Raw genomic sequence first — 13,601 nt, forward strand, 5'->3', positions numbered from 1 at the left:
CATTTACGCTATCGTGACGACAATTTTGCCCACCTGACCATTGGATTCCATATAACGCTGCGCGTCGGCAATCTGGTCGAGCGGGAAGGTTTTATCAATAACCGGATGCAGTTGGCCGGAACGCAGCCCCGCAGTCACAAAGGCTTTAGCCCGTGCCATTTTTTCTGCATCGGTGGTGATTTCGAAGAGTTCATAGCCCCGCAGGGTCAGATGCTTGCCGAGAATATCAAACACCGGCACCTGTAAATCGCGGCTATCCAGCGCGCCATACTGGAAATAGAGGCCGTTTTTCGCCATTACACGCGTCAGCCTGGCAACATCAGGCCCACCCACTGGGTCGAACACAATATTGATGCCCTGATAAGCGCTGGCGTGATTAATCGCTTCTTCCATCTCCTGTTCGTCGGTGGCGATCACGGCGGCGGCTCCCGCCTGCATCAGCAGCTCCCGTTTTTCGCTGGTGCGGGTCAGGGCGATGGGGATCGCTCCCACCATATTGGCGATCTGAATCGCTGCCAGCCCTACGCTGCTGGAGGCGGCGCGGATCACCACATGCTCACCGGCTTTGAGGTTGCCATATTCGATCAGCGCGCCAAACGCGGTGACATACATCATCCAGCTGGCCGCCGCTGCGTTGAAGGAAAGATTTTCCGGATGTTTAACCACGGCGTGAACCGGCGCGTTGACGACCTCGCCATACATGGCGTACTGGTTAAACATAAATGAGGGGATGACGCTGACTTTATCTCCCAGGGCGAAATCCGTAACGTCGCTACCCACCGCCGCCACGATGCCCGCAGCTTCATAGCCAAGGCGTGCCGGAAACTCAGGTTCAATAACGTACTGACCGGTGCGGTACATGATTTCGGCGCGGTTCAGACCGATGGCCTGCACCCGAATCTGAACTTCGCCTGCGGCCGGAGCCGCGACGTTAACATCAACAATTTCCAGCACTTCGGGGCCGCCAGTGCGGTTGAAAACAACAACTTTAGTCATGTGCAGATCTCTTCAGGTAATCGGGCGATATGCCAGATTCATCTGTTTACAGACTACGTTGTTAACGCCGGGCGAAAAATAAACGCCGGGGAACTTCAGTGTTACTGACGCAGTAACAATGGTGGCGCATTTAATGCGGGTGCTGGCTAAAAACCTCACTGAACCAGTCAATAAACACGCGCACCTTAGGGGCAAGATAGCGCCGGTCCGGGTAGAGCACCGACACCGGTTTGGCGACCGGAGGATAATCGGTTAACACCTCCACCAGACGCCCGGCCTGGATATGCGGCGCCAGGGCGTTCCGGGTCGCCTGAATGATGCCGAGACCCGCCAGCCCGCACGACAGCAAAACATCTGAGTTATCCACCAGCACGCTACTGCCCGCCCGGCGTGCAACCATCACGCCATCCACATAAAACTTCCAGTCCATCACTTCGCGGCTATGTTCACTGAAAAAGTTAACTGCCTGATGGCTCAACAGATCGTCTGGCGTGGCGGGGATGCCGTGTTTTTCGATATAGGCGGGTGCGGCGCAGGTGACCATGCGGATGTCGCCTAAGCGGCGCGAGATAAAGCTGGAGTCGGCTAAATCACCGATCCTGACCAGGCAATCCACCCCTTCGGCGATCAGGTCGGTCTTTTTGTCGGACGACAGCAGTACTACCTCAATATCCGGGTAAAGCGCCCTGAATGCGGCGAGGTTGGGGATCAGCAGGCAGTGCGCCAGCGACAGCGGCACATCCAGCAATAAACGGCCGCGAGGCGGCAGGGTGGGTGAGAAGCAGGCCATCATCTCGCCCATTTCGGCCATTAATTGCCTGGCGCGCTGGTAGAACGCGTCCCCTTCAGCGGTCACGCTCAGTTTGCGCGTGGTGCGATGAATGAGTTTGGCACCCAGTTCGTCCTCCAGCTGCTGAATCGCCTTGCTGACTGCCGGGCGATGCAGCTGGAGTACATCGGCAGCTTTGGTAAAGCTGCCCTGCTCAACCACCTGGATGAAGATGTCCATATACTCAAACATATTCGCACGCATGTTATCGGGTTATCCAATGAGTGTCCGGTCCGGATAACTGAGATTGACCGCGCGCGGCATGGATGTCCACCTGCTTTTGCGTGCCTGAAACATAACGGCTTTGCAGACCGGTCACGGCGGCGATATGAATTGAGATCAGGTGGATATTTTTCAGCGGCGCTTCCGGTAATCCACTGATGATCCCGGCACTGTGCGCGCCGCCGGCATGAAGATTCTCAATCGTCACATCGTGAATTCTCGGCGTGGTCACCGTCAGTGGCTGTGCGGCAATCGGGCTGACGCTGTCAGCCGAGTAACCGCCGTTGCCGCCATAACTGTCGGTAATCACCAGCGGGGTTTTGACCCGTTGCATGGTGACATCGCGCATCATAATCGGGCCAATATTCGCGCCGCGATCGCGCCCGGATTTAATTCTCACGCCATTTTCGGTGCCGTTGAAGTTCAGATCATGCAGGGTGACTTTACCAATACCGTTGATGGTTTCACTGCCAATTGAGATGCCGTGTCCATCTTCAGACTGAATATGGTCAATGGTGATATCGCTGCTTGCCGCATTATCCGTACGTTTTGCCAGCCCGGATTTAATCGAGATATCGTCGTCACCGGTGGAGATATTCAGCTGATGCAGCCTGACCGCGTGCGAAGAAATCACATCGACACCGTCGGTATTGGGTGAATCGGGCGGATTGGTGATGGTGCTGTTGGCGACATCAATATTTTTACTGTCGCGTATCACCAGATTCCACATTGGTGAGTTTTCAATACCAAGGTTGGCGATGCGGCCCTGTGTCACATGCGAGAATTCAATCAGCCACGAGCGGGGCATGCCATTGGCTGGGGGAATGCCCGGATAGTGTTGGGTAAACCACGCCGTATCCCCTTGTTTCAAATGGTTTCGTGCGGTGGTAGCCAGTGACCATTGTTGCTCGCCCTGGCCGTCAATCACGCCTGGCCCGGTAATGGCGACATTGCTGGCATCCTTCGCCAGAATAAAGGCTTCGCCATAACTGGCGGGTTGCGAAATAAAACCCGGTCTGAACAGATTCCCCTGATAACTGGCCGCTAACCGGCTTCCTGCCGCCAGATATAACTCCACATTATCCTTCAGTAATAACGGGCCGCTGTGCCATACCCCGGCAGAAAGCACCACTTTGCCTCCACCCGCTTGAGAACAATGATCGATCGCCTGCTGGATGGCGGATGTCGCGATATCAGGATGCTGAGGCTGACAGAGCCGTACCGCAGCCTGAGAGCCAAATGAGAAGAGAAGGGTGCAACTCAACCCTGCTGTCATAACGGATAATTTTATTTTCATGGCTGCGCTGTTGAGTGAGTCAGGGAAATATCAGGAAGGGAATAAAATAGAACGTTGAATATTTTCAAAAAGTTATTCTTCGCAAATAAATGTTCAGATCACCTTTTTATCCCGCTTTGCTCTCTCTACCTTCGAATGTGAGGTCGATCACATCATCTTGACAGCGCAACCCTCATTACCTAGATTGTCTAGGTAAGTTATCGGCATTTGCAGTCACGGAACGATTAAAACATCGGGAGCATTTATGGGCAGTCAACAGACGGACCATCAGCATCAGCCAGCGGTGCCTTTCTGGCTCCGGCTTACCCCCGTCAGGCCGGAAGAGGTGCAGGCGTTAATCTGGTGCATGGTCTACATTTTTTGTGTGCTCTCAGCCTATTACGTTCTGCGACCGATTCGCGATACCTTTGGTATTGATGGCGGTCTGCATAATTTGCAGTGGCTGTTTAGCGCCACGCTGATCGCCATCCTTGCCCTTAATATCCCCTTTGCCGCCTTGTCGCGTGCGCTGCCGCGTAAGCGTTTTATCCCGCTGGTTTACCGATTTTTTATCAGCCAGTTAATTATATTTGCCGTGCTGAAGTTTGCCCTTCCGGCATCGATGCAGATCGGGTTAGGGCGGGTATTTTTTGTCTGGCTCTCGGTGTTCAATCTTTACGTTGTCTCGGTGTTCTGGTCACTGGTCGCCGATATCTTTTCGCGCGAACGTGCCAGTCGCTTGTTTGCCATGATGGCCGCAGGAGCCACGCTGGGTGCCATCCTGGGATCGGCCATCACTGCGTTGCTGGTACATCGTCTGAATATCGTCGGGCTGTTTGTTCTGGCCGCGCTGCTGCTGGAGTGCGCGGTCGGATGCGTCAAGCGCCTGAGTGCTTTTACCCATCTTGCCGAGGGTGAGGAGGCTGCCCAGCAGGCACAGCCGCTCGGTGGCGGCATTTTTTCTGGCATTGCACGCATTTTCCAGTCCCCTTATTTGCTGAATATTTGCCTGTATATGTTGCTCTATTCGGTAACCTCAACCCTGATATATTTCCGCCAGGCTGAGCTGGTACACCATCTGTTCCAGCATGACAGCGATCGTACCGCGTTCTTTGCCACCCTCGATTTGGTGGTCAATGTGTTGACCCTGCTCACCCAGCTGTTTGTCACCAGCCGCCTGATGTCGCGCTACGGCACGAAGCTGGTGTTAGGGTTGCTGCCGCTGATCACCCTGCTGGGCTTTGCCAGCCTGTCTCTGTGGCCGGTGGCCGCATCGATTGTGGTGTTTTCGGTGTTACGCCGCGGGGCCAATTTCGCCTTTGCCCGACCCGCGCGTGAGGTGTTGTTCACGGTGCTGCAACGGGAAGATAAATACAAAGCCAAGAACGTCATTGATACCGCCGTCTATCGTGCGGGTGACCAGGTCGGTGCCTGGAGCTGGGCGGCGATGGGGGCGGCCGGGCTGAGTGGCGGCATGTTGATCTGGCTGGCGCTGCCGCTGTCATTGATCTGGCTGGTTAACAGCCAGTGGCTGGGCCGCAGACAGGTACAGCTGGAAGCGAAAACCTTTCCTCCTCTCAACGAGAAATTGCATGAAAACAGTCACTCTTAATGGTCAGTCGGTTGCTGCTATTGGCATGGGAAGCTGGCACCTCGGTCAGGGCAGACATAGCGAAGCTGCCGAGATCAATGCATTACGCGCCGGTATCGACAGCGGCTTGCGGGTGATCGATACCGCTGAGATGTACGGTGACGGGCGTTCAGAATCGCTGATTGGTAAGGCGATTGATGGTCAGCGCGATCGGGTTTACCTGGTCTCCAAAATCTACCCGTATCACGCTAATCGCCTGATGATGGAACGCAGTTGCAATGCCAGCCTAAAGCGCCTCAACACCGACTGCCTCGATCTTTACCTGCTGCACTGGCGTTTTAGCAGCGTGTTATCGGAAGCGGTCTCCGGTTTTGAAAAGCTGAAGCAGCAGGGAAAAATTAAGGCCTGGGGGGTGTCCAATTTCGATGTCGATGACATGGAAGATTTGTTTGCCGTCGAGCAGGGCGATCGCTGCGCCACCAATCAGGTTTTTTATAATCCGGCGAGTCGTGGCATTGAGTTTGACCTGATTCCATGGTGTAACCAGCATCATATGCCGATGATGGCCTATTCCCCATTAGGTGGCGAAGGCGCATCGTTGCTGCGTCATCCACTCATCACCCAGCTGGCTGCTAAATATCAGACCGGACCCTCGACGGTGCTGCTCGCCTGGGTGATTCGCAACGGCAATATGATCGCCATCCCGGAATCTGGCGAGGCGGCGCATATCAAAGAGAATGCTGCCGCGCTCAGCGTGCAGCTGCAGCCTGCGGATTTGCGCGTGATAGATGAGGCCTTTCCGCCGCCCACCCGCAAAATGCCGCTGGAAACGCGTTAGTGGTGTGCTGCGCGCTTCCACAGCGCGCACATGCTGCGGCTGCGTAATTTCAGGTGGACCATGCGCAGCGCGAGCAGCAGCGCGGCGATGGCGGCAAAGGCGTGATAGTAAAGGGTGCTGCCGGGCGAATTAAACAGGTTCCACAGCAGGGCCAGCAGCAGTGCGCAGGAGGTGGTCTGGCAGGCAATAATCGGCGTGCATAGCCAGTGATACAAGCGAATGCCTTCCAGCTCATTACGCTGAATCGCCAGTAATCCGGCCCAGGTGACGCAGCCGCTTAATACTGCGGTAATCACCGCCGGGCCACCGTGGCGATCGGTCAGGCAGGTCAGCACGGCGAGCAGAATGGCAACGATGATGGCGAGGTTGATAAACAGGGTGTTGCGCAGTTTGCGGGTGATAAGCACCACGGCAAACTCAGCGGCCAGATTTTGCGGCGAGCCAAAGCGTTGTGTCACCCGCTGCGCCGCCTGCTCCGGGGCTTCGCTGCTGCATTCAACAGCTTCATAAAAATGTTCGCTGATCTCCAGACAGATATCCTCGGCGTATTTCTGCTCAAAACGCAGTTCATACTGCAACGCCTGCAAATAACGCCGGGCAGGTTCTGGTAGTTCAGTCAGCGGGTCCATTTACGACCTCTGCAATAAAGAGGAGACGGCGACGGAGTAGCTATCCCAGGCTTCACGTTTTTTGACTAATTCCTGCTGACCTTCGCGGGTCAGATTGTAGACGCGACGTTTACGTTTCGACGGGGCGATTTCCCATTCCGCCTGGATCAGGCCGCGCTGTTCCATACGATGCAGCAGCGGGTACACCGTCCCTTCCTGAAACGACAGCACACCATCGGTAAGTTGATGAATCAGTTCAATCAGCGCGTAACCGTGGCTGGGGCCGCGTTCCAGTGCGGCCAGGATGACCATTTCGATATGGCTCTTTAGATTATCGTCAGCACTGCTTCTCATCGTCATCACCCGCTTACAAAGAAAGAGTCAAACTTCGCCGCTATCTTAGCTTGACTTCGCTATGTCTGATACCTAGTTTATCTAGGTATGATAATGAAGCCAGATGGGCGTTTTTGCAACCGGCTTCAACAGGTCACTGAACTTTCAGGAATGGATATGGCTCAATTCACCCGACGCAATTTTCTCCAGCACTCGGCACTACTGGCTTTCCTGTGGCCCTCGCTGGCCGCCAAAGCCAGCGCTGTGGCTTCCCTGCAGTGGGTCAATCAATGGCGTATGGCGACGGATGGCTGGGTGCCCAATAATCCTGCGCTACCCATTCTGCATTTTCGCATGCAGGCCGGGCAGGCGGACCTGATATCTGATCTGCACCAGGCGGGATGGACGCGTCAGTGGCAGGCGGCGCCTTTTTCATATCAGCACTTCCATAGCAGCACCCATGCCATCTTCGTCGTGGCCTCCGGGCGCGGGGAATGGCAGCTGGGCGGCGATAACGGTGTGGTGATGCAGGCCAAAGCGGGTGATGTGATTTTCTTACCGGCCGGAACCGGACAGCGCCTGCTGCACAGCCAGGATGATTTCAGCGTGGTCGCCTGCTATCCCAATGGTAACGCCTGGGATGTGTGTCGCTCCGCCATTAATCCGCAAACCCTGCAAAAAGCGACCCAGCTGAATCATCGCACCCGACGTTTCTTTCAGCAGAGCGGCGCGGTGATTTGATGGTTATTTCAGATCGACGAGAGCATAGCGATAAATAAGGAGATATCGGATGTTATTACGTGCACATGCCGGGTTACTGGCCGGATTGATGTTCTGTTCTGCCGGGGCTCTGGCCGCTCCCTTTACGTTGCATTCCACGGATTTCCGCAATGCCGGTCATCTGCCGCTGTCAATGGGCGGTGGCGGGCAATGTCCGGGGCAAAACATTTCGCCGCAGCTGAGCTGGCGTGATGCCCCGACTAATACCAAAAGTTATGTGCTGCTGGTTGAAGATCCGCAGGGGATGAATGGTCTGGGCATGACCCATTTCCTCGGCTATGGCATCGACAGCAGCCGTCATCAGTTCGCCAAAGGGGATTTAACCCGGATCACCGGTTATACCCCCGGCAGCAACGGTAAAAACGTTCAGGGTTATTCCGGCCCGTGCCCGCCGCTGAATGGGGATATCCACAATTACAATTTCACCTTAATTGCCACTGACTTCACCCCGGATGCACTGACGAAAGGATTAACCAGAGACGCGGTGATGGCGCAATTAAAAGGGCATGTTCTGGCCTCTGCCGGGCTGGTGGGGCAATTTATTCTGCCGAAGAAATAAACGCATCCGACAAAAGCGGGGGAACTGGCCTAAAGCGACCACCTCATCCGGGGTGGTCGCTGCAGTCAGGCGTTATTTGCCTTCACGTACCTTCTGCACCTCTTTGGCCGTCACCGCCGGAGCATCGTTGCCCCAGCCACTGCGCACGAAGGTGGCAAGCTGGGCGACCTGCTCATCAGTCAGACGCGCAGCAAAACCGGGCATCGCCATGATCGACGGAGCTTTCGGCGTGGAAGGGGTTTGCGCACCTTGCAGGATGATATTGATAAGCCCGGTGGGGTTATCCGCAATCACCACATCGCCACCATTCAGCCGGGGGAAGATCCCCTTCGCGCCGTTGCCGTCAGTCCAGTGGCAGGCTTCGCAGTTGTTCATATATAACATCTGACCCGCACCAAGGTTATGTCCCTGGGTGAGCAGGTCGGCGGTCTGCTTCGTGGCAGCATCGGCATTTTTCCGGCGATTTTTGACTGGGGTATCCGCAGGCAGTGACTTCAGATACACCGCGATGGCATGCAGGTCACTGTCGGTCATGTGCTGCATACTGTGTTCAATCACCCCTGTCATCTCACCGCCGACCGAAGCAAAATCATTGCGACCGGTTGCCAGGTAATCGGTAATATTCTGCACCGTCCAGGTGGGCATACCGCGCAGGGAAGGAACCGGCCAGCCATTCAGTTCGCCACCAGCAAGATAATGGCTGCTGGATTCATTGAGCGCTTTTTCCTGCATACCGATACCACGCGGGGTATGGCAACTGCCGCAGTGGCCGAGAGCTTCCACCAGGTATTTACCGCGATTGATATCATCTGGCACCGAATGACGCGGCTCGAATGACTTATCGTCGGTAAAGGCGAGGTTCCAGAACCACATGCCCCAGCGCTGGTTAAACGGGAAGCTGAGTGCGGTTTCCGGCGCTTTCTCTGCCACCGGTTTTACCCCCTGCATAAAGTAAACATACAGCGCGTGGATATCGGCATCGGTGATACCGCGATAGTCCGGGTAGGGCATCGCCGGGTAAAGGTGTTTGCCATCACGGCGAACGCCTTTACGCACCGCATCAGCAAATTCCTGTTCGCTGTAGCGGCCAATGCCAGCATCAGGATCGGGGGAAATATTGGTGGAGTAGATCACCCCCATAGGACTGGCAATCGCCAGCCCACCGCCAAATTCTTTGCCGCCGGCAATGGAATGGCAGGCGGTGCAGTCACCGGCACGCGCCAGGTAGTCCCCTTTGGCGATCAGCGAGGCATCCGGGGTGTCTGCTGCCCGAGCATTATGTTGGGCAAAGCCCATTAAACCGGCGATAAGAAGATAACGAAGATTCGATTTCATGGTTATCTCCTTATGCCTGCACCAGCGGGCCGGGGTGGTTAAGATATTGCTCGCGAATGGCTTTGGCTGACCAGTACGCCAGGGCTGCCACCATCGCCGAGGGGTTGGCATAGAAGTTTTGCGGAAAGGCATTGGCCCCCATCACAAACACATTGTGCACATCCCAGCTTTGCAGATAGCGATTGAGCGCCGAAGTGCGGGGATCGTCGCCCATAATCGCGCCGCCCGCATTGTGGGTATTGACGTAGTTGGGCGAGCTGGCGAAGTGGCTGTCCATCTTCAGAATGTTGTGGGAATACTGCGTCGGATTCAGATGTTTGGTGATCGCTTCCATCTTCTCCTTCATAAATTGCAGCATGCGCAGATCGTTCTGCACGTAGTCATAGGTGACGCGCAGCAGCGGCATGCCGAAGCGATCTTTATACACCGGATCGAGGTCGAGATAGTTGCCACGGGTCGCCATATTGCTGCCTTCCAGCTTTACGCCCATCGAATGGCCGTAGCTCTCTTTCAGCCCTTTTTTCCAGCCGCTTCCCCAGGAAGGCGCGCCTTTTTTCACCGCCGCCGCCATCGGCGTACCGGTGGGCTGCGAGCTGTAGATTTTGGCACCGCCGATAAAACCGAGCGCGGCGGTGTCTACGTTGCCGGTCCCGAAGTTACTGATCACCGTGCCGGTCGGTCCGGCAGTGGCAAACGGGTTGAATTCCAGGTTATCAAAGAACAACGTAAAGCCACCGCCGTACTGGTGAGTGTAGTTACGGCCAATCACCCCTTCTTCGGTGATCGGGTTGTAGGGTTTGCCGATAGACGAATTCAGCAGCAGGCGCACGTTATTCAGACCAAAGGTCGAGAGGATAACGATGCTGGCGGGCTGGAAAATTTCGTCACCGTTTTCATCGATATAGGTCACACCGGTGGCGGTTTTGCCGTCGGCATGTTTCTCGACGCGAATCACGTTGGCGCGGGTTTTATAGTCGAAGTTAGCCATCTGCTTCAGACGATCGAGGATCGCCGTCTGCGGTGACGCTTTCGAGTAGTTCAGGCACGAGTAGAACTGACAAAAGCCGCAATAGTTACAGGGGGCGATTTGCTGACCATAGGGGTTGGTATAGGGCACCGACACCGCCGCTGACGGCATCGAGTAGGGGTGATACCCCATCTCCTGTGCGGCTTTGCGGAACATGCTGCTGTTGAGACTGTCTGCCAGCGGTGGGTTAGGGAAGGGATTAGAACGGGCCCCTTCAAACGGGTCGCCAGCGGCTTGAATCACACCGCGCAGGTTGCCGGTTTCGCCCGAAGAACCACAGACGTTATCGAAAAAATCCATATGCGGTTCAATCTCTTCCCAGCTGACCGGGAAATCCTGAATACGCAGTTCTTCATCCAGTTCGCCGCGTTTAAAATGTTCGTCGGCCCAGGTTTTCATTTTCAGGTCAACCGGCGTTGGACGGGTGATCATCCCGGTCCAGTGCAGCCCGGCACCGCCGACACCATCACCCAGACGAAACGCACCCAGCTCGCGCATCGGCAGCGCGGTCTCGGAGGCATTATGGCGAATGGTGAAAGCCGCATCGTGGGGGCTTTGCATAATCTTATGGCGTTTGGTGAAAGCCAGCTCATCGGCCGGTTTCGGATAGGCATAATCGCTGTTGAGACGATCTTCACCACGCTCCAGCGCGCGCACTTTTAATCCGGCCTGGGCCAGTTCAATACCCATAATTGAACCGGCCCAGCCCAGGCCGACGATGATGACATCGACGGCGTCATTGGTCTTTTTCATTTGCTTTCCAGGAAGAATCAGGCCTGCTCGCCACTCAGTGAGACGGGTCCAAGGGGATATTTAACGTTATGTATTTTTATCCATTGCGGGAAACTGGCGCGTGCACCGGGGAAATTAATCATTTTCCACGCCGCCATATTTTTATTTCCGCCATATTGCGGATCGGCAAGGTAACCTTCTTTGGTATTTTCCAGCAGGCGGGTGAAGAAATAACCGGCATTCAGGTCCGCTTCGCCAAACTGGGAAAAATCCACGTTATTTTTTTGCAGATCGGTTAATACCGCGTCTTTAATTCTTCCGGGAAGTTCGCTGAAACTTTGATTGTATTTAATACGGGTATAGTGATTGGTGAGGGCAATGCCTTTGCGATACAGCACCTGTAACGGGAAGGGCATCTGGTAGCCAAACAGCAGGCTGGCATGGCTGTCAAAGGGGCCATCCATATACCATTCTTCGCCTTTGGCGTACGGCGTCAGCATTTGTTTATCGAGAAACACCGGAACATGGGTGTCCAGTGCTCCCGGGCCTTCTTTGTCGGACGGGATCAGGCGATCGCAGGCGGCCAGAATGAATTTCCATTCTTCCGCGTTGAAAAATACCGGTTGGTAGTTATTCAGTTCTTCTGCGGCGGTGGGGACTGAGGCAAAAACGCTGCTGACGCCACCTTTAACGCCTAATGATGCAATACCAATTAAGGAGCCTATGATAAAAGGCCGCCTGCCAATACCACATGATTCATTTGCCATTTTACTGCCAGCTTCTCAATATTATAATTTCAGAGTTAATGTTATTTTTTTGTGACGGCGCAGTCTAAGCGCAACTGCACGGGATAATAATTACCTGTGGTTTATATAAACTATTTGAATAATCTATTTTGATGAAAATGTTTACTATTCAGATGGTTAGTTTTTTATCATTTTTCTCTGTTACATTTACTTATATCTTGCCGGTTTTAGACATAGTTTTGCTGTAAATATGATCATTAATGGCATTGATGTTTTTAACAAGTGCGGGAAATTTATACAAGGCAGGCATAATCCGTAGCGGCGCAATTTATTGCGCGTTTTTATCCCGGCGTTGTTGCAAAAGAAGCGCGATAAATCGCGCCGTTACGGTGTGTGCGGGAATTCTCGCTATCATTCCAATATCGCACCAGGTCGTAGCGGCGCAATTTATTGCGCGTTTTTAGTCTGTTATTTAATCAGAATGGCGCGAATATCGTTCACATTGGTCAGGGTGGGGCCGGTAATGACCAGATCACCGATGGAATGGAAAAAGCTATAGCTGTCATGTTCATCCAGATAGCGTGCGGCGGACAGCCCATTGAGCTTGCCGCGCGCCAGCGTATCGGGATAAATCATCGCACCCGCAGCATCTTCGGTGCCATCAATGCCGTCGCTGTCACCGGCAATCGCCCAGATGCCCGCTTCTCCCTGTAAGGCACAGGCCAGGCTGAGCAGGAACTCGGTATTGCGCCCCCCTTTCCCGGCTTTGCCATTGGCGACAGTCACGGTGGTTTCGCCGCCGGACAGCAGCACCGCAGGCTCGCTCACCGGATGGCCGTAAAGCTTGACCGATTTAGCGATACCCGCCATCACGATAGCCGCCTGACGGCTTTCCCCTTCGATAGCGTCACCGAGGATCAGCGGCGTGAAACCATGTCGTCGCACCGCCTGAGCCGCAGCCTCCAGCGCCAGCGCCGGGGTGGCAACCAGCCGGGTTTCACTGTTGATGACAGGCGGAGGTGGGCTGGCGGGCAAACTCAGTACATAACGCACCGGCTCGGCAACAGGAATGCCGTAGCGCTCCAGCACTTTCAATGCCTCGCCTGGGGTACTGTTATCCGCCACCGTTGGGCCAGACGCCACATCGGTGGGATTATCACCCGGCACATCACTGATAATCAGCGAGACGACGCGGGCGGGCTGTGCCAGTGCGGCCAGCTTGCCGCCTTTCACTGCCGAGAGATGACGACGCACCAGATTCATCTCTTTGATATTGGCACCGCTGTGCAGCAGGGCGCGGGTGATCGCCTGTTTGTCTGCCAGCGTCAGACCGGGAGCGGGCAGCGCCATCAGCGCCGAACCGCCGCCGGAAATTAATGCCAGCACCAGATCGTCCTGCGTCAATCCACGTAGCGATTCGACGATCAGCATTGCAGCGGTTTCGCTCATGGCATCGGAAACCGGGTGGGCGGCTTCGAGGATACGAATTCGCCCGGCCGGTACGGCGTGACCATAACGCGTCACCACCACACCGCTGACATCAACATCCGGCCAGGCCGCATCAACCGCTGCTGCCATTGCAGCAGAGGCTTTGCCCGCGCCAATTACTACACAACGCCCACGGGGCTTTACCGGCAGCGCCGGAGGAATGACAGGCCCTGGGCGGGCGCTGTCAACGGCTTGCTGGAAGATGTCCTGCAAAATGGCTGCGGCCTGTTCATTTCTCATC

At 55.1% G+C, this 13,601-nt stretch carries 13 protein-coding genes; 4 read left to right on the forward strand and 9 right to left on the reverse strand.

Annotated features, from left to right (window positions below):
- Positions 1 to 3 precede the first annotated feature (3 nt).
- From PW844_RS27980 to PW844_RS27990, 3 genes are all read right to left on the reverse strand, one after another.
- A complete protein-coding gene (locus PW844_RS27980; RefSeq protein ID WP_299459684.1) occupies positions 4 to 996 on the reverse strand; it encodes a zinc-dependent alcohol dehydrogenase family protein in 993 nt (330 codons plus the stop codon).
- 130 nt (positions 997 to 1,126) lie between these two features.
- Positions 1,127 to 2,029: a LysR family transcriptional regulator gene (locus PW844_RS27985; RefSeq protein WP_299459686.1), complete on the reverse strand. Its 903-nt coding sequence runs from the start codon at positions 2,027 to 2,029 to the stop codon at positions 1,127 to 1,129.
- A gap of 1 nt (position 2,030) precedes the next feature.
- Entirely contained in the window at positions 2,031 to 3,344 is a 1,314-nt protein-coding gene (locus PW844_RS27990) for a glycosyl hydrolase family 28 protein (protein ID WP_299459689.1), read from the reverse strand.
- A 244-nt stretch (positions 3,345 to 3,588) separates the two neighbouring features.
- On the opposite strand from PW844_RS27990, the gene PW844_RS27995 reads away from it, so the two are divergent.
- Positions 3,589 to 4,935 (forward strand): NTP/NDP exchange transporter, encoded by a 1,347-nt coding sequence (locus PW844_RS27995; RefSeq protein WP_299459692.1) that lies wholly within the window; start codon positions 3,589 to 3,591, stop codon positions 4,933 to 4,935.
- Positions 4,916 to 5,752, forward strand: a complete 837-nt coding sequence (locus PW844_RS28000; protein WP_299459695.1) for an aldo/keto reductase — start codon at positions 4,916 to 4,918, stop codon at positions 5,750 to 5,752. The genes PW844_RS27995 and PW844_RS28000 overlap by 20 nt, the downstream gene beginning before the upstream one ends.
- Here PW844_RS28000 and PW844_RS28005 read toward each other — a convergent pair.
- Positions 5,749 to 6,381 carry a hypothetical protein gene (locus tag PW844_RS28005; protein WP_299459697.1) on the reverse strand — a complete coding sequence of 211 codons (633 nt, stop codon included), beginning with the start codon at positions 6,379 to 6,381 and terminating at the stop codon, positions 5,749 to 5,751. The genes PW844_RS28000 and PW844_RS28005 overlap by 4 nt on opposite strands.
- A complete protein-coding gene (locus PW844_RS28010; protein WP_084876682.1) occupies positions 6,382 to 6,714 on the reverse strand; it encodes a PadR family transcriptional regulator in 333 nt (110 codons plus the stop codon).
- Positions 6,715 to 6,870: 156 nt separating this feature from the next.
- Between PW844_RS28010 and PW844_RS28015 the strand changes: the two genes are divergently transcribed.
- Positions 6,871 to 7,434: a cupin domain-containing protein gene (locus PW844_RS28015; RefSeq protein ID WP_299459705.1), complete on the forward strand. Its 564-nt coding sequence runs from the start codon at positions 6,871 to 6,873 to the stop codon at positions 7,432 to 7,434.
- 49 nt (positions 7,435 to 7,483) lie between these two features.
- Positions 7,484 to 8,032, forward strand: a complete 549-nt coding sequence (locus PW844_RS28020; RefSeq protein WP_299459708.1) for a YbhB/YbcL family Raf kinase inhibitor-like protein — start codon at positions 7,484 to 7,486, stop codon at positions 8,030 to 8,032.
- A 72-nt stretch (positions 8,033 to 8,104) separates the two neighbouring features.
- Here PW844_RS28020 and PW844_RS28025 read toward each other — a convergent pair whose 3' ends face one another.
- The 4 genes from PW844_RS28025 to PW844_RS28040 form a co-directional block, all read right to left on the reverse strand.
- Positions 8,105 to 9,367, reverse strand: a complete 1,263-nt coding sequence (locus PW844_RS28025; protein WP_299459711.1) for a cytochrome c — start codon at positions 9,365 to 9,367, stop codon at positions 8,105 to 8,107.
- Between the two features lie 10 nt (positions 9,368 to 9,377).
- Positions 9,378 to 11,147 (reverse strand): GMC family oxidoreductase, encoded by a 1,770-nt coding sequence (locus tag PW844_RS28030; protein ID WP_299459714.1) that lies wholly within the window; start codon positions 11,145 to 11,147, stop codon positions 9,378 to 9,380.
- Between the two features lie 17 nt (positions 11,148 to 11,164).
- Positions 11,165 to 11,893 (reverse strand): gluconate 2-dehydrogenase subunit 3 family protein, encoded by a 729-nt coding sequence (locus tag PW844_RS28035; protein ID WP_299459717.1) that lies wholly within the window; start codon positions 11,891 to 11,893, stop codon positions 11,165 to 11,167.
- A 447-nt stretch (positions 11,894 to 12,340) separates the two neighbouring features.
- Complete coding sequence (locus PW844_RS28040; RefSeq protein WP_299459720.1) at positions 12,341 to 13,600, reverse strand: glycerate kinase; 1,260 nt, start codon at positions 13,598 to 13,600, stop codon at positions 12,341 to 12,343.
- Position 13,601: the final 1 nt, after the last annotated feature.

Origin of the sequence: Pantoea sp. (assembly GCF_028283705.1) — a bacterium.
Taxonomy (GTDB): domain Bacteria; phylum Pseudomonadota; class Gammaproteobacteria; order Enterobacterales; family Enterobacteriaceae; genus Pantoea.